Origin of the sequence: Geotalea daltonii FRC-32, assembly GCF_000022265.1 — a bacterium.
GTDB lineage: Bacteria > Desulfobacterota > Desulfuromonadia > Geobacterales > Geobacteraceae > Geotalea > Geotalea daltonii.
Map to the genome: position 1 here is coordinate 3,741,139 of NC_011979.1, position 23,896 is coordinate 3,765,034.

Annotated in this window: 20 protein-coding genes; 11 read left to right on the forward strand and 9 right to left on the reverse strand. The window is 55.5% G+C overall.

What is annotated here, in order from left to right; translation table 11 throughout:
• Positions 1–2: 2 nt before the first annotated feature.
• The 8 genes from GEOB_RS16830 to rnr all read right to left on the reverse strand — a co-directional run bounded on the left by GEOB_RS16830 (position 3) and on the right by rnr (position 10,664).
• On the reverse strand, positions 3–2,312 hold the full coding sequence (locus tag GEOB_RS16830) for a methyl-accepting chemotaxis protein (RefSeq protein WP_230198976.1): 2,310 nt from the start codon (positions 2,310–2,312) through the stop codon (positions 3–5).
• A gap of 40 nt (positions 2,313–2,352) precedes the next feature.
• Positions 2,353–2,919, reverse strand: coding sequence for a chemotaxis protein CheW (locus GEOB_RS16835; protein ID WP_012648456.1), 567 nt, complete (start codon positions 2,917–2,919; stop codon positions 2,353–2,355).
• Positions 2,906–4,576, reverse strand: a complete 1,671-nt coding sequence (locus tag GEOB_RS16840) for a chemotaxis protein CheA (RefSeq protein ID WP_230198977.1) — start codon at positions 4,574–4,576, stop codon at positions 2,906–2,908. The genes GEOB_RS16835 and GEOB_RS16840 overlap by 14 nt, the downstream gene beginning before the upstream one ends.
• An 11-nt stretch (positions 4,577–4,587) precedes the next feature.
• A complete protein-coding gene (locus GEOB_RS16845) occupies positions 4,588–4,980 on the reverse strand; it encodes a response regulator (RefSeq protein ID WP_012648458.1) in 393 nt (130 codons plus the stop codon).
• Between the two features lie 46 nt (positions 4,981–5,026).
• The gene (locus tag GEOB_RS16850; protein WP_012648459.1) at positions 5,027–5,428 is read right to left on the reverse strand and encodes a response regulator; all 402 of its coding nucleotides are present in this window, start codon (positions 5,426–5,428) and stop codon (positions 5,027–5,029) included.
• Positions 5,429–5,724: 296 nt separating this feature from the next.
• Positions 5,725–7,068, reverse strand: a complete 1,344-nt coding sequence (locus tag GEOB_RS16855; protein ID WP_012648460.1) for a sigma-54-dependent transcriptional regulator — start codon at positions 7,066–7,068, stop codon at positions 5,725–5,727.
• A complete protein-coding gene (locus GEOB_RS16860) occupies positions 7,065–8,363 on the reverse strand; it encodes a sensor histidine kinase (RefSeq protein ID WP_041267185.1) in 1,299 nt (432 codons plus the stop codon). Before GEOB_RS16860 ends, GEOB_RS16855 begins: the two co-directional genes overlap by 4 nt.
• A 24-nt stretch (positions 8,364–8,387) precedes the next feature.
• Positions 8,388–10,664 carry a ribonuclease R gene (gene rnr / locus GEOB_RS16865; RefSeq protein WP_012648462.1) on the reverse strand — a complete coding sequence of 759 codons (2,277 nt, stop codon included), beginning with the start codon at positions 10,662–10,664 and terminating at the stop codon, positions 8,388–8,390.
• A 204-nt stretch (positions 10,665–10,868) separates the two neighbouring features.
• Here rnr and GEOB_RS16870 point away from each other — a divergent pair, with 204 nt between their 5' ends.
• Positions 10,869–13,022, forward strand: a complete 2,154-nt coding sequence (locus tag GEOB_RS16870) for a tetratricopeptide repeat protein (protein WP_012648463.1) — start codon at positions 10,869–10,871, stop codon at positions 13,020–13,022.
• A gap of 106 nt (positions 13,023–13,128) precedes the next feature.
• Here GEOB_RS16870 and GEOB_RS16875 read toward each other — a convergent pair whose 3' ends face one another.
• Positions 13,129–13,830 (reverse strand): DNA alkylation repair protein, encoded by a 702-nt coding sequence (locus tag GEOB_RS16875; protein WP_012648464.1) that lies wholly within the window; start codon positions 13,828–13,830, stop codon positions 13,129–13,131.
• A gap of 168 nt (positions 13,831–13,998) precedes the next feature.
• Here GEOB_RS16875 and GEOB_RS16880 point away from each other — a divergent pair, with 168 nt between their 5' ends.
• The 10 genes from GEOB_RS16880 (at position 13,999) to GEOB_RS16930 (ending at position 23,631) form a co-directional block, all read left to right on the forward strand.
• Positions 13,999–14,412 carry a MarR family winged helix-turn-helix transcriptional regulator gene (locus GEOB_RS16880; RefSeq protein ID WP_012648465.1) on the forward strand — a complete coding sequence of 138 codons (414 nt, stop codon included), beginning with the start codon at positions 13,999–14,001 and terminating at the stop codon, positions 14,410–14,412.
• A gap of 12 nt (positions 14,413–14,424) precedes the next feature.
• A complete protein-coding gene (locus tag GEOB_RS16885; protein ID WP_012648466.1) occupies positions 14,425–15,699 on the forward strand; it encodes a TolC family protein in 1,275 nt (424 codons plus the stop codon).
• A gap of 134 nt (positions 15,700–15,833) precedes the next feature.
• Positions 15,834–18,137 carry a hybrid sensor histidine kinase/response regulator gene (locus GEOB_RS16890; protein WP_012648467.1) on the forward strand — a complete coding sequence of 768 codons (2,304 nt, stop codon included), beginning with the start codon at positions 15,834–15,836 and terminating at the stop codon, positions 18,135–18,137.
• Positions 18,138–18,303: 166 nt separating this feature from the next.
• Positions 18,304–19,713: a sigma-54-dependent transcriptional regulator gene (locus GEOB_RS16895; protein ID WP_012648468.1), complete on the forward strand. Its 1,410-nt coding sequence runs from the start codon at positions 18,304–18,306 to the stop codon at positions 19,711–19,713.
• 450 nt (positions 19,714–20,163) lie between these two features.
• The gene (locus GEOB_RS16905) at positions 20,164–20,412 is read left to right on the forward strand and encodes a hypothetical protein (RefSeq protein ID WP_012648470.1); all 249 of its coding nucleotides are present in this window, start codon (positions 20,164–20,166) and stop codon (positions 20,410–20,412) included.
• An 11-nt stretch (positions 20,413–20,423) separates the two neighbouring features.
• The gene (locus tag GEOB_RS16910) at positions 20,424–20,825 is read left to right on the forward strand and encodes a response regulator (RefSeq protein ID WP_012648471.1); all 402 of its coding nucleotides are present in this window, start codon (positions 20,424–20,426) and stop codon (positions 20,823–20,825) included.
• A 21-nt stretch (positions 20,826–20,846) separates the two neighbouring features.
• Positions 20,847–21,080, forward strand: coding sequence for a hypothetical protein (locus tag GEOB_RS16915; protein ID WP_012648472.1), 234 nt, complete (start codon positions 20,847–20,849; stop codon positions 21,078–21,080).
• A 271-nt stretch (positions 21,081–21,351) separates the two neighbouring features.
• A complete protein-coding gene (locus GEOB_RS16920; protein WP_012648474.1) occupies positions 21,352–22,446 on the forward strand; it encodes a cytochrome c3 family protein in 1,095 nt (364 codons plus the stop codon).
• Entirely contained in the window at positions 22,439–23,152 is a 714-nt protein-coding gene (locus GEOB_RS16925; RefSeq protein WP_012648475.1) for a cytochrome b/b6 domain-containing protein, read from the forward strand. Before GEOB_RS16920 ends, GEOB_RS16925 begins: the two co-directional genes overlap by 8 nt.
• Positions 23,149–23,631 (forward strand): hypothetical protein, encoded by a 483-nt coding sequence (locus GEOB_RS16930; RefSeq protein ID WP_012648476.1) that lies wholly within the window; start codon positions 23,149–23,151, stop codon positions 23,629–23,631. Before GEOB_RS16925 ends, GEOB_RS16930 begins: the two co-directional genes overlap by 4 nt.
• The last annotated feature ends 265 nt before the right edge of the window (positions 23,632–23,896 follow it).

Genomic DNA, 23,896 nt, shown 5'->3' on the forward strand with positions numbered 1-23,896 from the left:
ATCTAGTTGACCTTGAACTCAGCCACCAGGCCAGCCAAGTCAACCGCCTGTGCCGAAAGGTTCTGGGCAGCTTTGGAAAGCTGCTCCACCGAAGACAGATTTTCGCGGGTGATGTCGCTGATGTTCTCCACAGCCGCAACAACCATCTCGCCCCCTTTCTTCTGCTCCGCCGTGGCATTGGCAACCGACTGGGTCATGCTGTTCATGGTTGTGATGGCATCGGCAATCTGGCGGGCAGAAAGGGCCTGTTCCTTTGTGGCAATCGCCACCTGGCCGGTGACATGATTCATGTTCTCCACCGCCACCCTGATCTGGCGGCTACCCTGTGTCTGTTCCTTGGTGGCTCCGGTTACTTCCTGGGTGAGGTTGTTCATCCTCTCCACGGCCGTCCTGATCTGACGTCCTCCCAGTGCCTGCTCCTTGGCAGCATTTGCAACGAGAGCCGATGACTTGCTCATCCTGTCCACCGCCTGCAGCACCTGGGTCGAGGCCTTCGCCTGCTCGTTGGCGGTTGCAGAGATGGAGGTCATCAGGTTGCTGGTCTGCTCCACGCTACTGACGATGTTCTCCAGGGCATTTCCCGCCACATTGGAAAGCTCCATGGAGGCCTTGGCTTCCTTGGATGCCAACTCCCCGTACTTCACCGAATTGCTGGTATCCACCTGCACCTGCTTGATGACCAGGCCGATTTCCTTGGTGGCATTGACACTCCGCTCCGCCAGCTTTCTCACCTCTTCGGCGACGACGGCGAAACCTCTCCCCGCATCGCCGGCCCGGGCCGCTTCGATGGCAGCATTGAGGGCCAACAGGTTTGTCTGATCTGCAATCTCGTTGATGACCTTGACGATGCTGCCGATCTCCTCCGAACGCTTGTCCAGATTGAGAATGGAGTCGGCGGTCTTTTCGATGACCCCTGCCACCCTGTTCATGGAAGCAAGTGCCTCTTCAACGGCCTGCTTACCCGCATAACCTTCCTTTGCCGCCGTTTTGGCCACAGAGTCAGCCTCTTCCACATTTTTTGCCACCTGGCCCACCGATACCGCCATCTGTTCCACTATGGCCGCTGTTTCCGTTACCACGCTCTGCAGCTCCTGGGAGTTGCCGGCAACCTGGTCTATGGATACGGTCATCTGCTCTATGGTGGAAGAAGTTTCCGCTACGGATGAAGCCAGCTCTTCGGCATTCTGCGCCACCTTGTCGATGGAAACGGTCATCTGCTCGATGGTTGCGGAAGTCTCGGCGACAGAGGAAGACATGACTTCCGCCCCCTTGGCCAGCTGCTCGCTGGTCGCCCCCAGCTCCTGAACCGTGGATGCCACCTCATCGGCGTTGCTGGCCAGGGAATCGGCATTGCCCGCCACCGTCTGGATGGAGGCCGCCATCTGCACCATGGTGCTGGAGGTTTCCTCGGCCGCCGATGCCTGGCTGTGGGCTGCCTTTGTCAGCTGGTCGGAGCCGGCGGAGATCTGGTTGGCAGCTGAGGCCACCTGGTCCGAGCTTGTCATTATCTTGCCGATCATACTGCGCAGGCTTTCGGTCATGGTGTTCATGGCCGACATGAACTGACCCACCTCATCCCTTGATTTCACCAGTACTGTCGCGGTAAGATCGCCTGCGGCAAGTCGGTTGGCAGTGTCAACGGCTATGCTCAGGGGTCCGGTGATACTTCTGGTCAGCAAAACGCCGGTCAGAACGCTCAAACAGAGTGCCACAATGATGCAGATCACGATGATCGATACCGTCTGCCGGGCAAGCTCCGTCATCACCTTTTGCATGGATTGCATGCGCTCGATGCCCTGTTGGGCCAGTTCCGTGGCCACTGCTTCCAGCTTGTGAATCGGCTCTTTAAAATCAGATATCGCCTTGTTACCCTCCTCCGGCGTTTTCACCTCTCCGGCGGCTATCATGGCCATGACACCAGCCATCCCCTTGTCATACTCAGCCATGTCACTTTTCATGCTTTTTACAGCATCCTTGTCCTTGTTCGAGCTTACCACCTTCTCCAGATCAGCTATACGAGCAGCCAGGTGTTCCTGCATCTCCTTCCATTTTCCCTTGTATTCAGTGACCTTTGCACTGTCCTTCACATTAAGGAACAAGTCCTTTTCGAAGCGGCGCAAGGCCAGTACGTCTGCCCTGGCCCTGGCTGAATTCTCAGCGATCTCGGAGTCGGTTTGCAGCATCCTGATAGTGGCGCCGGTACTGGTCTTGACCCCCCAGTACCCCACTCCGCCCACAATAATCATCAGCATCAGCAACAGCAGAAAGCCCAATCCCAACCTGACTCCGATTCTCATGTTTGCCAACATCATATACCTCCCTTTTTTCCCTATGTGACTATTCAAAAATGATTTAAATTGCAGCGCCATCGGTAAGGAAGAGCGAACGATTCAGATCGAGGATGATGATCAGCCGGCCGTCCAGTTTCCCCACCCCTTTGATGTAATTCTGGTCGACACTGATTGCCTCTTCGGGAATCTCCTCGATAACGGAAGCGGAAAGCTTGAGCACCTGGGAAACGCCGTCTACCAGCATGCCGAGCCTTTTGTTCCTTATGTCGATGACGATGATCCGCTGCTCTTCCGAATCCTCCACCTCAGCCATGCCGAAACGTGTGCGCAGGTCCACCACCGGAATGATCTTGCCCCGCAGGTTGATAACCCCACGCACATGGGAGGGTGCACCCGGCACCTGGGTAATATCGGCAGCTCGGATGATTTCCTGGACAGAGCTGATATCGACACCATACTCCTCCCGTCCCAGCCTGAAGGTGACCAGGTGGTGGAGCAGGTCCTCCTGTTGTGCGGCAGCCACAACCAGATCCGAATCCAGCGACCTTTGCGCCTTGTCCATGTACTGGGCCAGGATGTCTTCAGCCAGTCCCGAAGACGGCAGTGTTTTCGTGTCATTTTCCTGCATCGATTCTCCCTCCTTTTGCCTTGCCGATAAGAGACGCTATGTCAAAGATGAGCGCTATTTTTCCATTCCCCAGTATCGTTCCCCCGGCAATGCCGGGCAGTGCGCCCAGATAATCGTCCATGGCCTTGATGACGATTTCCTGCTGACCGATCAGCCGGTCGACCACGAGACCGCCCCGACGCTCTCCGCTGCCGACAACGACCACATATTCCGTCTCTTCCTGCTTTAGCTGGGGAAGCCCGAAGAAACTGCCGACGCGTACCAGTGGTAGGAGCCGGTCCCGCAGCTGTATCACCTCACCGTCCGCCACCTCATGAATATCACCCCTGTCAACCTTGATGCTCTCCAGCACACCCGAAAGGGGAATGGCGTAAGTATCACCGGACACCTCCACCATCAGCGACGTGATTATGGCAAGTGTGAGCGGCAGCTTGATGGTAAAGGTGGTGCCAACCCCCATGGCGCTCTCGATATCGATCATGCCGTTGAAGGAAGCGACAATATTCTTGACCACATCCAGGCCGATACCGCGCCCCGAGGTCTCGGTAACCTCCTCCTTGGTGGAAAATCCCGGCAAGAACATCAACTGCAGCGCTTCATGATCCGACAGTGCACGTGCCTGCCGGCTGTCGATCAGCCCCTTGCTGACTGCCGCATTCCTCAATCTTTCCGGAGAGATGCCACTCCCATCGTCCTCAACGGATATGACCATATGATTGTTTTCGTGACGTGCCCGGAGCGTGAGGATTCCCTTGGCAGGTTTACCGCTCCGCCTGCGCACTTCGGGGTTTTCCAGGCCATGATCCACCGCATTGCGGATCAGGTGAAGAAGCGGCTCCCCTATCTCATCGATAACGGTCTTGTCCAGTTCAGTATCTTCACCGATAAAAACCAGGTTCACCTCTTTGCCGTGGCACTGGCACAGATCCCGAACCAGGCGGTTGAACCGCTGGAAGACCACCTTTACCGGCAGCATCCGCGCCTTCATGATGGCTTCCCTCAGTTGCGCCGCGGTATCGCCGATCAGCTGGCTCGACTCCGTGAATGCCTCCACCAGTGATTTGTCATTGATCTCCCTGATGCGAGACTCCAGGGCGAGAAGGCCGGTACGGCGGATTACCAGTTCGCCCACCAGGTTGAGCAGATCGTCCAGTTTCTCGAAATTTACCTTCAGGGTACTGCTTTTCTGGCTGATGTAGCTGCTATCCTCTTTCTTGTCCGCCGTGGCAATGAACCCTTCCTTCTCCACCGCTCCGCTGGAAACACATTCCACCAGCATGGTGATGTCACTGAAATCGGCCTGGTACGCAGGGTTCTCAACCAGTTTTGCCAGTGACTCCCGGATATTGTTGAGGGCCGCAAAGATAGCTTCGAAGAAGCCGTTGGTAAGGTGGATATTTCTCTCCAGAACCTGCTTGAAGGCCGCCTCAAGCTTGTGAACTAACTGCTGAATGCTGCCGAGTCCCATCATCCCAGAATTGCCCTTGATCGTATGCAGATTTCCCAGGATCTGGGTAACAAGCGCTTCATCGGTGACACCCCGGCCATATTGCTTCTCAAGCTCCAGCAGTGCATTTTCCACCGCATCCAGGTGTCCTGTTGTGTCCTCAACGAAATCGGCCAGCAATACCGACAAATCTACTGTATTGTTCACCATTCACTCCATGTTCATGAATTGCCAGACTGCGGCCGCTCGGGAATGATCTTGTCAATCAGTCCGTGGAGGTCCGACGGGTTGAAAGGTTTTCGCAGATAGGCCTTCGCCCCCATCTTCAGACAGCGAATGGTATCCTCTTCTTTCCCTTCCGTGCTGATGACGATGATGGGTATCCGGCTGGCGATCCCCAGAGCCGAGGCCTTTTCCAGGAATTGAACGCCGTTCATGACCGGCATGTTGATATCCAGGAGTATCAGCTGAATGTCCTTATCCTCGGCAAGCTTGTCCAGAGCTTCCTGACCGTTCATTGCATCCACGAGATCACAGTTGTAGCGAGATAATACCAGGCGGTACATCTGGTGAATCAAAGAGGAATCATCGACTAAAAGAATTTTGCTGAGCATGGGAACCTCTTGTCACTTTTGATTTTTAAATGCAGTAAAGCATTGATCAGCAAGTAAAGGTACTCTTGACCGGGATGCCGATTTCGGCCACCTTTTTCACCAGTTCGCCCAAGTCCACCGGTTTTCTGAAATAACACAGGGCTCCGCGCCTATAGGCCTCAGCCTCCATTTCCTCCGTACCGTAGCCGGTCATGATGATCACTTCCGAGTGGTAACGTTCCCGAACATAGGTCAGAAGCTCCAGCCCCTCGATGCCGTTGACACCCGACATGCGGATATCGGTTATCACCAGGTCGAAGCGGGTGCTTTCCAGAGCTTCTTCAGCCTGCTCGATTTCGCTGCAGGCCAAAACCTCCACACCATCCATCTTCAGGACATAGGAAAGGCTCTTCAGGATTGACTGCTCATCATCCACAATAAGAACTTTCTTCAATGACTTGCTGTTCATATAGCCTCCGCTTAAAAAAGTGCAAGAAGGCAGAGCACAGACCATGCCTCACAGGAGATTTAATCTATAAACCCTTAAGGATCGATTAGTTGAAATTCAAAAGGAAAAGCTGGGGCGGTAATGGACCAATGGGAGGTGTACAATTTCACTACAGCAGAAAGGATGGCAAAGAAGGGGCAAACGTGTGGTAACTAGTTTCCATCCGGAAACTCCGGATGAGAAACTAGTGGTTTCCGATTCGGAAAGAGGATGGTACGTGGCCTTGCTGTCTCAAAACAGGACACTGTACGATTTCGCTACACCTTCCTCTTCTTCAGCTTGGCCAGAAGTGTGGAGCGGCTGATACCCAAGGCTGCGGCAGTACGGGAATGATTATGCCCCGTGGCCTGGAGAACCCGGGAAATATATTCATCCTCCACCTGGCACAATGGCCGCAGCTGTTCAGCCCCTGCTACAGCCGCCGGAAAGGCCGGGCTCCTGCGCAGTTCGAAGGGCAGGCAATCGGGGGTGATTTCACTGCCTGTCGTCAGGATCAGCCCCCTTTCGATGACATTTTTCAGTTCCCGCACATTGCCCGGCCATTGATATTCAGCCAGGCACCTCATGGCCTCGATGGAGATGCCTGCTTTGCCCTTGCCCATCTTTTTGCCCATGGTGCGGACAAAATAATCGGCAAGGATGACCACGTCGGTGCCCCTTTCACGTAAAGGAGGCACGGTTATAGGCAGGACATTGATGCGGTAGAACAGATCTTCGCGAAAGGAGCCCTCTTTGACCATTGCCGCCAGGTTTCTGTTGGTGGCAGCCATGAACCGGGCTTCGGTCCGCTTGTCGACGATGCCGCCTACCCTGCGAAAGTTTCTCGTGTCCAGCACCTTGAGCAGCTTGGCCTGGATGGCAAGGGGCATTTCCGCCAGCTCGTCAAAAAAGACCGTGCCGGAATCGGCCACTTCCAGAAGCCCCGGCTTACTCTCCCTGGCATCGGTAAAAGCTCCTTTTTCATGACCGAACAGCTCCGATTCAAGCAGCTGCTCCGAAAGGGAAGCGCAGTTGATCTCCACCAGCGGTCCCGGCACCTGGCTCTGGCGATGGATAGACTTGGCAACACACTCCTTGCCGGTGCCGGACTCCCCAAGGATCAGTACCGGGGCGCTTTTATTAGCTGCCATGAGTGCTGCCAGCCTCTGAATTCTAATGATCTGTGGTGATTCACCGATCACTACTTCTTCGTCAGAAGGATCGCCACTGGATTTTCTGCTGAATTCCACCTCCTGTTTCAGCTTCAAGGTTTCCTCGATGCTCGTCAATATCTCCGCAACCTGCTCCAGGTCGAGAGGCTTGGGAAAAAAGTAGGCTGCTCCATTCTTCATGGCCTGAACGGCCTTGTCCAGGTCCACATAGGCGGTCATCATGATCACTCGGGCTCCCACCTCCGGCGCCGTAAGGGGGTGAAGCAATGCCTCCCCGTCCATATCAGGAAGCCGATAGTCAAGAAAAACCACATCCGGCATGTTGCCGCGTGCCAAAGCCAAGCCCTCTTCTCCGGTCGCCGCCTGGGTCACAGCATAACCCCTTTTTGCGAGAAAGTGGCCAAGGGCAAGCCTGATGCTTTTTTCATCATCTATGACAAGTGCTCTCATGCCGAAAGCCCCCGGGGGAGAGTAATGGTGAAGACCGCCCCGCCAGGCCCGTTTCCCGCCACAAGGGTACCATCATGGGCCTCGATAATCTTTCTGCTGACCGCGAGCCCCAGGCCGGTCCCGCTTTTTTTCGTGGTATAGAAAATATCGAAGATTTTCTCAAGGTTCTTTTCAGGGATGCCGGGCCCTGAATCCAGGATGCGGATCAGAACCTTGCCATCCTTCCCCTCCATTTCGATAGTTATGCTTCCCCCCTCAGATACGGCATCGACAGCATTTTTCAGCAGGTTTACCAGCACCTGCCTGATCCTTTCCTGATCGGCTGTAACGGTAACCTCCCCTTCAGCAAAGGACTTGTGCAAAAAAAGCCTCTTCTCCATGATCAAAGGTTCGTTGAAACTGATGGAGTCCCGCACCGCCTTGACCATATCGAAAGGGACCTTCTTCAGTTTCATCTCCTTGGAGCAGTCAAGGAGTTCATCCACCAGTCGATTCATGCGTCGGCCTTCCACGAGGATGGAATTCATCAGCTCCTTCTGCTCCGCCGTCAGGGGCAGTTCCATGGCCAGTATCTGGGATGAGGCGGTAATGCCGAAAAGTGGATTGCGCATTTCATGGGCAACCCTCGCCACCACTTCTCCCATGGTGGCGAGACGATCCTTCTGGCGCATTTCCTTGCGGACTTTTTCCACTTCCGAAATGTCGATGAAGGTGATGATGTGGCCGGCAGGCAAACCATCGGCCTGCTTCAGGTCGAAGCGTTTGTATCCGACTGTCCTCTGTTGCCGCCCTGATTCACTGACTTCGGCAGCATAGGTGCCGGTACGGATAAGGTCGTAGATCATCGGGCATACCGTGTCAAGTTTTTCCCCGACCAGTTCACTCCCCTTTCTGGCAAAGAAGTCAAGGGCGTATTCATTGGCAAGATTGATTCTCAGTTCCGGGTCGGTGACGATAATACCGCTCTGGATATTCTTCAACACCGACTCGATGAAGGTTTTACGTTCGTTCAGCTCAAAAAATGCTTCTTCCAGATCGGCCTGGAATTCCGCGTGTTCGGCATTTTTCTGCACCAGTGGCCTGACAACCAGGAAATAAAGTATGGGAGAGAGAAACAGCAGGAGAAAAGCTCCGTCGAGAAAGGTCTTCTTATTGTCCGGCAATGAAGACAGGGGATACTGCATCAACAACATAACCAGGGTTTCCACGATGAAAACAGCAGCCATTATCTTGAATAAAAAAAACCAGACCCGTAACAGGGCGTTTGCCGAATTCCTCACCAATACCTCACTCATTCATTCATCAGGTTGCAGCAAAATTCACTTGCGCCTTCTGCCCTTCTTGGAACCACTATCCCTTCGATCCTTTTCACCGGAGCGGCGGTCCTCTTTCCTTTCGATTTTTGGCCATTTGCCCCGCACCGGAACTTTGGGAAATTCATCCCCGCCATACACTTCAGCCACAGGTGCAACCCTTTCATCGTGACGGGCAAGGACGAATTCCACCTGTTTCTTTTCCAGGCTGACGGCGGCCACCCTGATGCGCACAGGATCGCCGATCCGGTAGATGGTACGGCTCCGTTCGCCGATCAGGGCATGCTGTTTCTCCACATATTCGTAGAAGTCCTGCTTCAGGGTCGAAATATGCACCATCCCCTCCACGAAGATTTCCACCAGTTCCACAAAAAAGCCGAAGGAAGCAACCCCGGTAATGATGCCGTCTAACTCTTCCCCCACCTTATCCTGCATGTACTGCATCTTCTTCAGCTCGACTATTTCCCGTTCCGCCTCCATGGCCACTCGCTCCCGCTTGCTGGTGTGCAGGCCGGTCTCCGGCAGGGTTGAGGCCAGGTTTTCCCTGTCTTTTTCACCGATCTTTTTGGCCAGCTGTTTTTTCAGTATCCGGTGCACCACCAGGTCCGGATAGCGGCGTATGGGAGAGGTAAAATGGGTATAGGAAGCGGCAGCCAGGCCGAAATGGCCGACATTTTCCGCAGAGTAGCGTGCCTGCTTCATGCAGCGCAACAGCACCTCGTTTATCATTCGCTCTTCCGGTTTCCCTTGGGCCTGGTCAAGTATCCGCTGGAACTCTCCAGGGCTTACCTTTTCTTCCTGCAGACGCAGCTCATAGCCGAAATTGAAGATGAACTCCTTGAAATCCTGCAGCTTGGCAAACTCGGGTGTCTCATGGATCCGGTAAAGGAAGGGAAGCTCCCGCTCTTCAATATGGGAGGCAACCGCCTCGTTGGCGGCAAGCATGAATTCTTCGATGATCTTGTGGGCCAGGTTGCGCTCGGCCCGGACAATGGCCGTGATGCCGCCGGTCAGATCCAGCAGGATCTCCGGTTCGGGCAGGTCGAAATCGATGCTCCCCCTTTTCCGGCGCTTGGCCATCAGGCGCAGGGCCAGTTCCTCCATGGTTTTAAGCTCGGGCACCAGTTCCGCATATTCCTTGACCAGCTCTGGGTCGTTGTCGACAACGATCTTTTTCACCTTGGTATAGGTGAGCCTGGCCACACTCCTGATGACGCTGGGGTAAAAGGCCGCTTCCAGTATGGTGCCGCTTCCATCGAAGAGCATCTCCGCCGTCATCGTCAGGCGGTCCACCTGGGGATTCAAGGAACAAATGCCGTTGGAAAGCTCTTCCGGAAGCATGGGAATGCAGCGGTCGGGGAAATAGACCGAAGTGCCCCGCAGGTATGCCTCCTTGTCCAGGGGAGAGCCGGGCTTCACATAATGGGAAACGTCGGCGATGGAGACCCAGAGGCGAATGGCGCCCTTTCCCTCTTTTTTCACGGAAACCGCATCGTCGAAATCCTTGGCCGTCTCCCCGTCGATGGTTACCGTCAGCTGGCCACGCAGGTCGGTCCGCCCCTCGAGTTCTGAATCCTGGATAGTCTCAGGAACCGCCCGGGCAGCCTTCAGGACCGATGGCGGAAAAACGTCGGGAAGTTCGTGCTTTCTGATGATGGTCTGCACTTCCACTTCCGGCTCATCGGGCCAGCCGAGAACCTCGATGATCCGTCCTTCCATGGAACGGCCGGCACCGGCGTAGGAGGTTATCTCGGCGACGACCACCTGGCCATTTGTCGCCTTGCCTGCGGCTTTCGCCGGAATTATGATGTCCTTGCCGATACGGACCTCATCGGGTATGACGCGGGAGACCTTAGCTCCCTTTTCAAAGCGGCCGACGAGTTTCGAAAAACCACGCTCCAGCGTTTTGACGATTCGCCCTTCCTGCTTACCGTCCCGCTTTTTGGCCACGATCTGCACCTCGACCCGGTCGCCGTGCATGTTTTCCCTGAGATAACGGGCGGGAATGAATACATCCTCCCCTTCTTCCGGCATGACGAAACCGTAGCCGTCACGGTGGACGCTCAACTTGCCGGTCAGGCCGGTGCCGGAGGCCGGCAGAATGAAAAGTCGCCCCCTCAAGCGCAGAAGCGCCCCTTCGTCGACGAAACCGTCGATGATCGCTTTGAACTTTGGGCGCTCAGCCTTGCTGATGCCGAAAGCCTGCATCATTTCCCTGAATTCCATGGGAACTCCGGCATTATTCTTCAGCAGTTTTACAACGGCTTCTTTTTTTATCTTCATATGACCCTCTCATGCTCATTAAAAAAAACTGTACTCAATATGCTAAAATTTCTTCAGGCTTGTCAAACATTTTACACGTTTAAGGCAAAAAGCTTTGCATTTTTACGGACGATGCAGTTAGTATAAGCAGCTGTGTGACCCTAATTCATTGTAATGACTACTAATTTACCACTTCAAATGAATTTGTCATAAAAGGAGTTTTCGATGTTGTTCCGCAGTCTCACCGCCCTTGCCCTGATCATCCTTTTTTCCATCTCCGCTTCGGGCACGACCCTTTTTCCACTGCCCGACGAGGCGTTGCAGGAGGCATCGAAACATTTCCGCGACAAGGATTATGGCCCCGCCCGGGAATCGGCACTGAAAGCGCCCCAAAGCGGCATCCGCGACTTCATTCTCGGCATGGCTGCCATAAAACTGGAACAGTGGCAGGAGGCCATCTCCTATCTTGGCTATGCCGCCCATAATTTCCCCCTCCTTGGAGATTACGCTCTCTATAATCAGGCAACGGCTTTTTCCAGACAGGACAAACATCCTGAGGCACTTGCTTCTCTGGGAAAGATGCTGAAGGTCTATCCGGAAAGCCCGATCAACCGGGCCGCCATTTATCTCAAGGGGAACGAACTCTATGCCAGCGGCAATTTCATTGACGCCTTGAAGACCTACACCGACTTCATCGAAAGATATCCCCAGGGGGCAGATTCCCTGACAGCACTTTACAGGTCGGCACTCTGCCGGGAGCAGCTTGGCGACCCCGCCGCTGCAGCCTCCATTCTGCGCTCCATCCCCATCAATTATCCCGCCTCCTCGCTGACTCCCAAGGCATCCCTCGACCTGGAGCGGCTGGCACAGACGGGAATTAAAATCGAGCCTCTTTCCACCAATGAGATTTTTCGCCAGGGAACCATACTCTTTGATCTGGGTAAATATGCTCAGGCCATAAAGACCTTTGACTCGGTACTACAGAAGTCCTCAAATCCCGAAATCAACGTCAGATTCCAGTTCAAAAAGGCGCAGGCGCTTTTCAAATCCAGACACTACAAGGATGCGGAACAGCTGTTCACAGCACTGGGGAAAGTGAACTCAGGAAAAGTGCTGAATGGGGAAATCCGCTTCTGGCTGGCAAGAACACTGGCAAAAAACGGCAAGGAAGATGAAGCTGTCAGTGCATACCTGCTGCTGGCCGATACCTGGCCCAAAGCTGCTCTTGCCGACGATGCCCTGCTGGAAGCGGCCCAGATCAGGAAATCGCAGAAAAAGACCGATGAAGCCCAACAGCTGCTGCAAAGATCACTCTTCCTTTATCCGGAGTCCGGCCTGAAAAAGAGCCTGCTCTGGGAGATCGCCTGGGAACGGTACCAGGCAAAAGACTACAAGGCTGCAAGCGACTGGTTCGGCAAACTGGCCGGTTATGAAAATGCCCGCGACCGGGCCCTTTACTGGCGAGGGAAATCCCTGGCGGCAGCCGGCGACCAGGAAGGAGCCAAGGCCTCATTTTCCCAACTGATGACCGAATTCCCCCTGGGTTATTATGCCCTTACCCATGCCAAAGAAGCCGGAATCGCCAGTACCGAAACAACTCTGCCGCCAGTTGACCTGACCGAAGCTTTGCCGGTACCGGCCGGTTTCGAGCGGGTAAAGGCACTGATAACCCTCGGCTTTTATGATGAGGCCCAAAAGGAACTCTCCGGCCAGAAAAAGCCGAAAATGCAGCAGGGAATCGCCCGTCTCTACCTGGAAATGGGCAACTACAACGCGGTGGTCCATCTGTTTAAAAAGGAGCCTCTGAGCCGACTGGACAAGGAATCCGCCCTGGCATGGGGACTCAACTACCCCCTTGCCTTCAGGGACTATGTCACCAAGAATGCCGGCGACAGCAACCTGCCCGAAAGCCTTGTGTACGCCATAATCCGCGCCGAGAGCACCTATTCCCCCACGGCCCTCTCGCCGGTGGGAGCAGTGGGGTTGATGCAGCTGATGCCAGCAACCGCCTCAGCCGTCGCCAGGGGCAAACTGGACAGAAACAGCCTCACCGTGCCGGCCGTTAACATCCGTTTCGGCTCGAAACATCTGAAAGACCTGCTCGACTACCACAACGGCGACCTGGTCAAGGTGATTGCCGCCTACAACGCCGGCTCAGGCAACGTGGGCAAATGGGAAAAAAGGCTGGGGGATATGCCCAGAGATCAATTCATCGAGAATATTCCCTTCGGCGAAACCAGGGAATACGTGAAAAAGGTACTGGCGGGCATGGAACTGTATCAGCGGTTTTATGGGCTGGACCGGAAACCGGTGGAAAAAGCTGCGACCCCCGCGGAGAAGACAGCAGCGGTTCAGTCGGAACTGCAGCCGGCCCAATAACACCCACTGCTCGCTCCGCTCGCTTCCCCCCTATGAAATAAACAACACCCCACTGCTCACTACGTTCGCTTCCCCCCTATGAAATAGAGGGGACTGAGGGGGGTCCCTACAGCATCCCCTTCAGGTAGCCCTGCCGCCGTTCCTCGGCAAAGCGCTCAATGGCATAGCGGAGCATGGTTCTGGGCATCTGCCGGTAATGGGCGGCAAGAAACGCCTCTTCCGCCTGCAGGTCGCGCTTGCCCACTTCCCTGAGCATCCAGCCCACCGCCTTGTGGATCAGGTCTTCCCTGTCCTGCAGCAACATCTCCGCAATTTCCAGGGTCTTATCAAACCTGCCCCGGCGGATAAAATGGAACGTCGCCATGATGGCGATCCTTCTTTCCCAGATTATGCCGGACCGGGCCAGCCCATGGAGCGGCCCGCAATCCCTCTCCAGAAGATAACCGCCGACGATATGCTCCGCCGAGGCATCTACCAGATCCCAGTTATTGATGAAGCGGGTGTTCTGAAGATAGAGCCGATAGATGGCATCCCGCTCCGCCTCTCCCCCCAGCTTGAACTTGCCCACCAGGATCAGGAGCGCCAGAAGCCGGTCCTCGTGATAGCTGCTGGATAAAAGCAGCGCTGCCTGCCCCATGGGCATAGCCAGGTAAGCCGCCGCAAGCTTGCGCAAGGGCGGCACTCGAATACCGCGAAACATGTCCCCTTCCCCATACTGGCCGGGGCCGGTCTTGAAGAAGCGCTGCAAGAAGAGGCCGTCGGCTTCATCGGCAAGTGCGGCAAGTTCGTTTTTAATTTCCTCGATCATGTGGCCCTCAATTTAGCGTGGAAATATAATCCGCCTGCAATTCAAAGTCAAAGGAGATTACCTGCTGCTTTTTGTCCCGACCTCCTTCACCTTAAAAAACTTGGGCTGACAGATTGACAGCATACTGACCATGTGGTTGAATGTGCCTTATTTATGAAGGATTACGCAATGATAGACATGGAAAAAAATGTCGGTTTTCTATTGGCAAAGGCATACCAGAGAGCCTGTGCCATATTTAAGGAAATGTTCGAGGGATATGATTTGACCACGCAGCAGTTCGGTCTGCTCGGCTTTCTCTGGCAGGAAGACGGGCTTTCCCAGGCGGAGCTGTCGACACGAAGCCAGATTGACCGCACCACCATGGGCGGGCTGATAGATCGGCTGGAAAAAGAGGGACTGGTCCAGAGACTGCCCCATCCCAAAGACCGCCGTGCTTATCAGATCTGCCTGACCGAACAGGGAAAAGCCATGAAAGAGGAGCTTTCGCCCCTGGCAATGAAGGCGCTGGCCCGTTTTACCGCTCCCCTTACCGACCAGGAAGTGGAAACCCTGAGACAATTGCTGCAGAAACTCCGCCGCTGATCTGGAGAAACCATGATGAAACCGACCGTAGTCGCCATACTGACAGTGGCCCAGCTGTACCTGAGCGCCACATCGGCCTTTGCACTGACCTTGAAAGACTGTTTGACGCGGGCGGCTGTTGCCAATAGCCAGCTCAAGGCATCATCCCATGATGAGCAGGTGGCCACCGAAGCTGTCGGAATAGCCACGAGCGGTTACCTGCCACGGGTGGACCTGCAGGCGGGGTACACGGCACAGCAGGCTCCCCAGGCGGTGAAATTCACCGCGGAACCCATACCGACCCAGCAGGCTGATTATGCCTTCGCCAACCTGTCCATTTACCAGACCCTCTATGATTTCGGCCGCACGCGGGCTCGCAGGGAACAGGCGATCATGGCCAGCGAGGCGGCTCAACAGGCCTACCGGGGAGAGGAGCAGGATGTCTTTCTCCAAGTGGTCAGGGCCTACTACGGCATTCTCGCCGGGCAGAAATACCTGGTCACTGCGGATGATGAGGTAAAGCAGATGACCCATCACCGGAAAGTGGCCCAGGACATGTACGAACAGGGAGTGGTGACGCGCAACGACCTGCTCCAGGCCCAGGTGAAACTGGCCAACAGCAAACAAAAGCGGCTCTCTGCCGCCAACAGCCTGGAAAACAGCTGGCTCTATCTGAATTTTCTCACCGGGCAGGAAACAGGCTTTCGTTCTGAACTGGAAGAACCGGAACAGCGCACGGAAACGGCCGATCTGCATATGATGATGGAGATTGCCCTGCGCAAGCGACCGGAAATTGCCGCCCTGAAGAAAACCATTTTGGCCGATGAAGCCGCCATCAGGGAATACAGGAGCAACTATTATCCGGAGCTGTACGCCAAGCTGGCCATGGACTATCTGGAAAATAACCGGGTCCAGGAACAGACGATTCTATCGGCAACGGTCGGCTTCAAGATCAACCTCTTCGATGGTCTGGCCACTACCTCCCGCAAACGGCAGGCGGTGAAGATCAGGTCGCGGGAAGAGGAGCGGCTGCGTAACCTGGAAGCAAGTGTCCGCCTTGAGCTGGAGACCGCTCTGAATGACCTTAAGGTTGCCGAAGAGCGCATTTTGGTCTCGGAGACCGCCATCCGCCAGAGCGAGGAAAACCTGCGCATCAACAATGACCGCTATGTGGAAAAGGTGGGGACGGCCACCGACGTCATCGATGCCCAGACCCTGCTCACCCAGACGCGGAACGACTACTTCAGCTCGATTTTCGATTACCAGGTGGCGGCGGCGAGGGTGAAGCGGGCGGTGGGTGAGTTGTAGTACCCACCCCCCTGCTCACCGGGTTCGCTTCCCCCCTATGGAATATGGGGGATAGATGGGGGTCTCTGGCATCCAACAGAATCTGCGGTATAATTAAATCATTATAATTATAATCTGCCACTGCCGGGTGCCCAATGCTCCGCTGGCCTGGACGCGTAAAACTGACCCCCATGTCAATTGTGCTCATCTACACCCTTACCGGTGTCCTATGGGCAATTACGGCCATTAATCTGCACACGGGCGATCTGGGGCAATATTTTACCTTCATCAGGTTCGAAATCGCCAACCACACCTTCTTCATCCTGGTCACCGCCCTGATGCTTTACTTCCTCATCCATCACAGCCTTGAAGAAATACTGCAGCGGGAAGAATCCCTGCACCGGGTGGGCCGGGCCTTTAAATCCCTGAGCGAGTGCAACAAGGCGCTCATCCATGCTGCCGACGAGGTACAGCTGATGGAGCAGATCTGTCGCACCTTTGTGGAGATCGGTGGCTACCGCCTGGCCTGGGTGGGCATTGCCGAACATGATGAGGAAAGGACCGTAAGGCCGGTTGCCCAATGGGGAGACCGGAATGGCTACCTGAAGAACCTGAAGCTATCCTGGTTTGATAACGAATGGGGACGGGGACCGACCGGCACGGCCATCCGCAACTGCAGCACAATCGTCGTCCAGCATATACCATCCGATCCCACCTGGAGACTGTGGCGTGACCGTGCCATGGAGCATGGCTTTGCGGCATCCATTTCCCTTCCCCTATCGGGAGATGAAGGCCCTTTTGCGGCTCTGGTCATCCTTGCCGGTGAAGAGGGGGCCTTTGACAACACCGAGGTGAAGCTCCTGGAAGAACTGGCCGCTGATCTTTCCTTCGGTATTCGGGCACTGCGCAGGGATGCAGAACGGAAAAAGGCGGAAAAGGAACGCACCCTTTTCGCATCGGTAATCCAGCAGGCCCAGGAGGGTATCATTCTCATGGACGACAGCGGCCTGATCCGCTATGCCAACCCGGCAGTGGAGGCAATCATCGGCCATGCACCGGAGACCATGACCGGCAGGAACATCCGGGAGATCGACTGCGAGCCCCAAATGCACGGCTTTTACACCGCCATCTGGGATGCCGTTTCCCGCGGGGACATGCGCATCACCAACGCCATCCAGAGGGGGGGAGAGCCGCTGCCGTACTATTTCGATGCCACCCTCTGGTCCATCTCCGATGAAGCGGGTATTGCCAATACCTATGCGGCCCTGATCAGGGATGTGACCCACGAGATCCTGCTGGAGCGCCAACTGAGCCAGGCCCAGCGCATGGAAGCCATCGGTACCCTGGCCGGCGGCATTGCCCATGATTTCAACAACAGCCTGGCGTCCATCATCACCTGTACGGAATTGGCACGGGATGATGTGGCGGAAGACGACCCGGTGAGGGAACTTCTGGACGTGGTGCTCAAATCAAGCTACCGGGGCAGAAACCTGGTCAAGCAGATCCTCACCTTCAGCTGCCAGGTTGAACAGGAACGGCAACCGGTCCATGTGGAGCGCATTATCCATGAATGCCTCAAACTTCTGCGCGCCTCCTTCCCCACCTCCATTACCATCCGCCACGACATCTGCAGTCAGCCCGGCATGGTCATGGCCGATCCCACCCAGATCCACCAGATCATCATGAACCTGTGCACCAATTCAGGCCATGCCATGCATGACAGCGGCGGCTTTCTGGACATCAGGCTGGCAAATGTGGATCTGGATACCGCCGCCGTCTCCGGCTTCCCCGACCTTCCTTCGGGACGTTACCTGAGATTGAGCGTCCAGGACACCGGGCACGGCATGGACCAGGCTACCATGGAGCGGATCTTCGACCCGTTCTTCACCACCAAGACCAGGGGGGAAGGAACCGGGCTGGGGCTGTCGGTAGTCCACGGCATCGTCAAAAACCATGGCGGATCGATCATGGTTACGAGCGAACCAGGCAAGGGAGCGTCCTTTCACATTTTTCTACCCCGCACCGACACCCCGGAGACGTCACTCGCCGAAACCTGGCAGCCTCCGCCGCTCCATGGGCAGGAAAGAATCCTTTTTGTGGATGACGAAGAGGACCTGCTCTTTGCCGGCAAAAAGATGCTGGAGCGGCTGGGATACCAGGTGGAAGCGTGCCGTGACGGCAATGAAGCGCTGCAGACTTTCAGGCTGCAACCCCATTGTTTTGACCTGGTGATCACCGATCAGACCATGCCCCAGATGACCGGTACAGAACTTACCAGGGCAATTCTGCAGATCAGGGAGGACGTGCCGGTGATCCTCTGCACCGGCTTCGGCCATGCATCCAAAGAGTTCGCAACCCGGGAAGGCCAGGCGGCAACCGGAATCCGCGAGCTGGCCCTGAAGCCTTTCGAGCGGGCGGAAATGGCGAAGCTGATCCGCCGGGTGCTGGATCAAGGATAAAATAAAGAAATTTAGCCACGAATGACACGAATCAACACGAATAAAACCTTTTCTCTTCATTTTCCATCCGCAACCTGATTCTCCTGCAGTGGGAGGGGGAACAGAAGAACGATGTTAAATTCGTGACCATTCGTGTCATTCGTGGCGAAAAAGGGTTTTCAACATTATGGCGAACATCCTCATCATCGACGACGACGACCTGATGTGCCAGTCACTGTCCCACGTGGCGAAACGGTGGGGGCACGAGGTAACCTGCACCCATACCCTGGCGGCAGGGCAAAAGCAGGTTTCAGACCATGATTTTGACGTGGTTTTCCTTGATGTGCGGATGCCCGATGGAAATGGGTTGATGGTTCTTCCCCTCATCCAGGCTGCCTCTTCGGCGCCGGAAATCATCATCATGACCGGCTACGGCAATCCGACCGGTGCAGAACTGGCCATCAACAACGGCGCCTGGGACTACATCGAAAAAGGTTCTTCCGTAAAAGAAATTACCCTTTCCCTGGTACGGGCACTGGAATACCGCAAGCAGAAGCAGAACAGCAACGCAGCAAGAAACGTGGTGATGCTCAAGCGGGATGGCATTATCGGCTCAAGCCCGCGCATCAACGCTTGTCTGGAGCAGGTAGCTCAGGCTGCAGGCAGTGACGCCGGTATCCTCATTACCGGCGAAACCGGCTCGGGCAAGGAACTCTTTGCCCGAGCCACCCACGCCAACAGCAGACGGGCGGAAAAGCCGTTTGTCGTTGTGGACTGCGCAGCCCTGCCCGACACCCTGGTGGAGAGCCTGCTTTTCGGCCATGAAAGAGGTGCCTTTACCGGAGCGGAGCAGGCGCGCCCTGGGCTTGTTGCCCAAGCAGACGGCGGTACCCTCTTTCTCGATGAAGTGGGCGAGCTTCCCCTTACCATGCAGAAAGCCTTTCTGCGTGTTTTGCAGGAACACAGATTCCGTCCGGTGGGCAGCCAGCGGGAAGTTACCAGCGATTTCCGGCTGATTGCCGCCACCAACCGAAACCTGGACGAGATGGTGGACAGGGGAAGCTTCCGTCAGGACCTGCTCTATCGCCTCCGTACCTTTGCCATCGAACTTCCCCCCTTGCGAGAGCGTCGGGAAGACCTTAAAATCCTTGCCAGAGGATGTGTAGACAGGCTTTGTGACCGGTACTCCCTTGGCGCCAAGGGCTTTGCGCCCGATTTCCTGAGGATGCTCGTCTCGTATCCGTGGCCGGGAAACGTGCGAGAGCTGTTCAATGCCATGGAACGTACTGTTGCCGCTGCAGGCACCGAGGCCATCCTTTTCCCCAAGCATCTGCCCACCCACATTCGCATTCATGTTACCAAAGCCACCGTCGGCAATGGCCAGCCCCATGCAGAATCCCCTCCCCGGTCCATGGCTCCCTTTCCCAAATACCATGATTTCCGCGAGTCAATCCAGGTCCAGGCGGAAAGGCAATACTTCCTGGACCTGCTATCCCTTTCACAGGAGAACATTGCCGAAGCTTGCCGCATCTCCGGCCTCTCCCAATCCCGCCTCTATGCATTGCTGAAAAAACTGGAGCTGCCGAAAAACTGCTGAAAGTTACCTGGTTTCCATCCGGAAAGGGTTCTTTTCTGCCCTGGCGGCGTCAATCTGCGGGCTTTCTTGTGCGACGTACCGATGTACGTCTCCGCGCAAGCCCTTGATTTCCTTGTCAGAACAAAAAACCCCCTCTTTCCGAATCGGAAACCACCAGTTTCTCATCCGGAGTTTCCAGATGGAAACTACCTGCCAGGGATCATTCCTGTGCAACGGGAATTTCCCGAAATGCAGGAATGATCTAACCAGCTGATAAGGCGATACTTTCATCATAAGCCTCGTTCGATCAAATCCATCCGTAGGAATTGTCCTGATTAATCCAGCTATCCACCATTGCCATAACCAACCGAAATCATTAACTAATTTGTAAAAAATTAATTTGAATTAATTATGGCATTACCGTTGCTCTACCCTGGTTGAGACCAACGTAAATCGTGAAAGGAGAGCGTCATGAAAAATCCAGCCGAAAACAGCAAGACCTGGAAAATCGCCAGCGCCCTGATAGTCGGGCTGATTGCAACCGGCACCCTGCTCGTGGCGGGGGTGGCAAATATGCCCGCCGATAGCGGGATGCTGGGCAATCTCTTCATCTTCTTCATCGGCGCCATCATTGCCCTGCAGCTGGTGCCGGGGCTGATGCTCTTCGGCGCCATGGCCAAGGGTGTCTACAACGCGCTGCGCAAGGAAAAAGAACTCTGAAGGAGAAGACCATGAACGAGCGGGAAATCCTCATAGCCGACAGGGACAGTGAATTCCGTAACCAGATCGCTGAGTATTTCCGACAGGCGGGTTACCAGGTGGAAACAACCGATTCCGCTATCCATGCCTTCTGCAGCATCCTTGAAAAGCACATCCCCGTAATTCTTCTTGGAGATGATTTCGATGGCAAACTCGCTTCTGCCGACCTGGTTCCTCTCCTGAAAAAATGCAACCGGCAGCTGGCCATAATTGTCGTATCCGACGAAATGCCCCTGTCGATGGCCAGGAAAATCAGGCAAGAGGGCATTTTTTATCACGCCTTTAAACCAGCCGGTCCAGCCGACCGGGAAGAGCTGCACCAGGCAGTCAGATGCGCCCTGAAGAAAACCTTTGCAAGGAGCCGGATTGATTAAACTTCCAGGGAGGAACAGACCATGAGACTAAAAGCTGAAATCATTGGGGTAGTTGCAGGTACGGCCACCTCCACTTTCGCGGCAGGTGAGCCAAGGGAGGATGGCAGCGGCCTGGCTGTCATCATCTTTCTTGCTTTCTGCGCCCTGATTGTTGTCGGCCAGCTGCTGCCAATCTTCCGCACCCGCATCAACCAGAGGAGAGCGCAACTGGCTGCAAAAGAGGCCGTCACCGGTGACAATGGAGAGGATCGATGACCCCCCTGCTCACCTGCGTTCGCTTCCCTCCTATGGAACAGTGGGGATCGAGGGGGGTATGGAAACTAACTAGTTTCCATCCGGAAACTCCGGAAGAGAAACTAGTGGTTTCCGATTCGGAAAGAGGGGATTTTTTGTTCTGGCTAGGAAATCAAGGGCTTGAGCGGAGACGTACATCGGTACGTCGCACAAGTAAGCCCGCAGATTGACGCCGCCAGAGCAGAAAAGCACCCTTTCCGGAGAAACTAACTATTTTGTGAGGAGGTAAACCGTGAAAGATATAGAAATTGCACCCTTGAATATCTTGCTTACACTTGCCGGCCTTGCTTTCTGTGCCGTGGCCACCAGTGCCGACGCCGAGAGTTTTTCCTATGGCGGCACGGACGGCAAAAGCAGCAACTGCCTGGTCTGCCATGAAAATAGCAAAACCATCGGCGCACGCTATGCCATCGATCGCGAGCAATACAGCCACACCAGTCACGCCAGGATTGGCTGTGTCGCCTGCCACGACACGGTTTCACCAAAACATCCGGCCGACGGCATCGCCTCGAAAAGATCCGAATGCAGCCAATGCCACGATGACACGGCTGGGGAATATGCCAGCAGCAAGCACGCCGCCAAGGCCTCCTGCCGAGACTGCCACAACCCCCATCGGGTCAGCGCCCCCAAGGAAATATCCGGCCAGGAAATGAACAGGATGTGCGCCGGCTGCCACAATCGGGAAAGCATGGAAGCCAGGCATGCAACGTGGCTGCCCCAGGCCGACCTGCACCTGGGCATGCTCCCTTGCGTCACCTGCCACACCGCTTCCGAGAACTACCTGATCACTCTCCATGTCATAAAAAGGGATGGGAACAACCGCTACGGCGAGTTCAGGCTGGCCACATTCGCAGAGCTGGACAAGCTGGCAGGAGGAAAGGATATTCGCTCCCTGGTCGACACCAACGGCGATACATATATTTCCCTGGCGGAACTGCGGCTGTTCAACGAAAAGCAGGATCAGAGGATGTTCAGGCTCCAGGGGGTGATGGTTCCCGAGAAGGTGACCCATGACTTCCAGACCCTGGAGAATCGCTGGGACTGCACCTTCTGCCATGCATCAGGTCCCCGGGCCATGCAGAGGAGCACCCTGGCCCTGCCGGAGAAAAACGGCACCTTCACCCGCATTGACGTGGAAAAGGGAGCCGTCCTAGAGGCGCTGGGAAGCACACCGGATTTCTATATGACTGGAGCCACCCGCAACGGGGCCCTGGACAGGATCGGCCTGGCAATCATCGCCGGAGGGCTGGTAATGCCGGTGGGGCACGGCTTCCTGCGATTTCTGACACGAAAAAACAGAAAAGAAAGGAGTCATCGCCATGAGTGAAAAGAGGATGATCTACCTGCAGCCGACCCCGGTACGCATATGGCACTGGCTCAATGCCCTGGGCATCATCACTCTCTGCGTCACCGGCATTCAGATTCGCTTTCCCGAATTCCTGGCCATCTTCGGCAGCTACAAGACGGCCATCATGCTCCATAATACCGCCGGCATCGTCGTCTCCCTCTCCTTCTCCCTCTGGTTTTTCTACTACAAATTATCGGGGAAGCTGGCGAAGATCTATGTGCCCAATTCCGACGAGCTCAAATACGGGTTGGCGCGCCAGGCATTCTTCTATTTCTTCAGGTACTTCCGTGGCGATCCCAGCCCCCATCACGCCACGCCGGACAACAAGTTCAACCCCATGCAGAAGTCGGCCTACCTGGCTATCATGTTCGTCCTCATGCCGCTGGTGGCCCTGACCGGCATTCTGCTCATGAACGTATCGCCGCTACGCGAGCTGGTGCTGTTAAGCGGCGGCCTGAAGATCCTCGTCACCGTTCATTTCCTGCTCGCCTGCTCCCTGTGCGCCTTCCTCTTCACCCATGTCTACCTGGCGACCTTGGGGCACACCCCCATGGCATACATCAAGCCCATGTGGAGCGGCTGGGAGGAAACGGAAGGGGATGAGGCAGTAACTCACCAGACCATAGGGAAAAGGAAGAATCCAGGATCAGTGCCGGAACCCGTTGAAGAAAGGAGGTTGCCATGACAGGACAGATAACCGACACCAAGCAGGGGAACAAATATATCAAGCAACAGGAAAATGAAAAGGCTCTGACCTCCCATTCCCGCCGGGGCCTGTGGGGCATGGTCCTCTTTCTCGGCATCAGCCTCGGTGCACTGGCATTACGGGATGCGCAGCTCCTCGCCGCCCTGCCGGACACGGTGCGGGCACTTTTAGGAGATACCCCGCCACCGGTGCTGGTCCACCTTGCCCTGGCAGCTTCCACCGTTTCGGCGCTGATCCTCATCCTGGGCAGGATCACCGGCCACACCCGGCCAGACTACAACTGGATCAACATCGCCCTGCCGGTCCTCTTTTACCCCCTCTATCTCATCGCCGATACGGACCGCAGCAGCTTTATCTCCGTCATGGCGGTGGGGCTAACCCTGTTGTTGCTGGAACATCTCACCGTGCGGCACTGTGCGGTTAGAGAAGATAAGAAATCGTCGAGTGATATGCATTGATTGTAGGGGCGATCCTTGTGATCGCCCGGTTTTCAATAGTCCCGTGGTCCGTAGGGGCGAACCTTGTGATCGCCCGGTTTTTCAATGGCAATCGGATCAGGGCGAACACAAGGTTCGGCAACACCCAAAGGCGGGCGAACACAAGGTTCGGCAACACCCAAAGGCGGGCGAACACAAGGTTCGCCCCTACCGGACATGACGATAATTCCGTGGAAATGGTTGGGCATGACCACGTATTCATCCCATTCCCGCGCAACCTCGCAAA